Origin of the sequence: Vibrio sp. ZOR0018, assembly GCF_963865925.1 — a bacterium.
Taxonomy (GTDB): Bacteria; Pseudomonadota; Gammaproteobacteria; order Enterobacterales; family Vibrionaceae; genus Vibrio; species Vibrio anguillarum.
Window position 1 is genome coordinate 1 of record NZ_CAWMCN010000022.1, and the last position, 1,229, is coordinate 1,229.

General features: G+C 41.5%; 1 protein-coding gene. It reads right to left on the reverse strand.

All coding sequences use genetic code 11. The features are described 5' to 3' along the window. Positions 1-195 precede the first annotated feature (195 nt). A complete protein-coding gene (locus tag AACR75_RS00840) occupies positions 196-717 on the reverse strand; it encodes a cysteine hydrolase family protein (protein WP_017048038.1) in 522 nt (173 codons plus the stop codon). Positions 718-1,229: the final 512 nt, after the last annotated feature.

Consider the following 1,229-nt stretch of genomic DNA (forward strand, 5'->3'; position numbering starts at 1 on the left):
ACTTGCCGACAACACAAAACGAATGGCCGGAGAAATCCCAAAAGATTGAGCCCCTAATTTCACCTGAGTTGCATAACGCCGCGTTAAGGGGTGAACAACGCGATGCCACCCAACTTAAACCATTGTGCCATAAACACTAAAGCTAAACTTTGAACCAAAACTGCCAAGCGTTGAGAATCCCTCTTAAACGCTTTGTTAGCCCGAAGTCAACGTTGCTGTAGAGTTCAGAACAATATTGGGATGCTTGGACAGAGTAAAGCTATGGTGTGCGATAATCGAAGGTGCATCTAAATGAGGTTTACCGTGTGTTGTATGAGCATCCTCTATCAAGGTAACTTTGTAGCCTTTGCTTGCAGCACTAAACGCCGTTCTATCTATACAAAATTCTGTTGAATAGCCACATATAAGCACATGCTCAATCTCATTTTCATCTAGATACTCTCTTAAGTTTGTATCATGGAACGAGTCTGGAGTTCTTTTGCGAATCTTATAGCTAGAATCGTTAATTGTTAAATCTGAAAACAGTTGCCAGGCATCACTTCCTGGCTCGAGTACTCCCGGGATTTCATGTTGTATAAATACAATTTTAATTTCAGACGAGCTAGCGTAACCCAACAATAGCTTAATGTTGCTTATTACACATTCAGATAAATATGGAGGATTGGTGGAACCAAAAACTCCATTTTGAACATCTATGACTAAAAGTGCCGATTTCATATTACTTCCTCCTAGGGCTAACGCCCGGCTAAGGGGTTGACAACGCACCACCGAACTCAAAAAACACACTGTAAACACTAAACTCCAATTTTGTACTAAAGTCGCCACGCGTTGGCAATCCCTCTTGAGCCGTTTGTTAGCTGCTGCACTTTAGCCGGAGATTTGCTACCCAACGGCCTAATTTAAAACACATTATTGCTTTCAAGCGACAAAGTAAAGCGGACAACTGAGAAACTAAAACCTAATCCATGAAACGCACTTGGCAAAGAAGAAATAACAGGAAAACTTGACGAGCTTCTAGGACTTAAATTTACAAAGAATTATGTCGAAGAAGCCAACAACCAAATGCGCGAAATCCATTTAAGCGCGAAAGAGCTTCAAAACCAAAGAAACCACACCAAAGAAATAAACAAACACACCACTTCCCGTAAGCAGACTTCGGTTAGTTCAAGCACTTCACGAACAGTGCCACTGGCGAGATACATGGAAAAGTGCTGACTTTCAGGTGTAAA

Bases quoted from the DNA above. Each gene is read 5' to 3' on its own strand.
- AACR75_RS00840 (WP_017048038.1), bottom strand. From the start codon at position 717: ATGAAATCGGCACTTTTAGTCATAGATGTTCAAAATGGAGTTTTTGGT.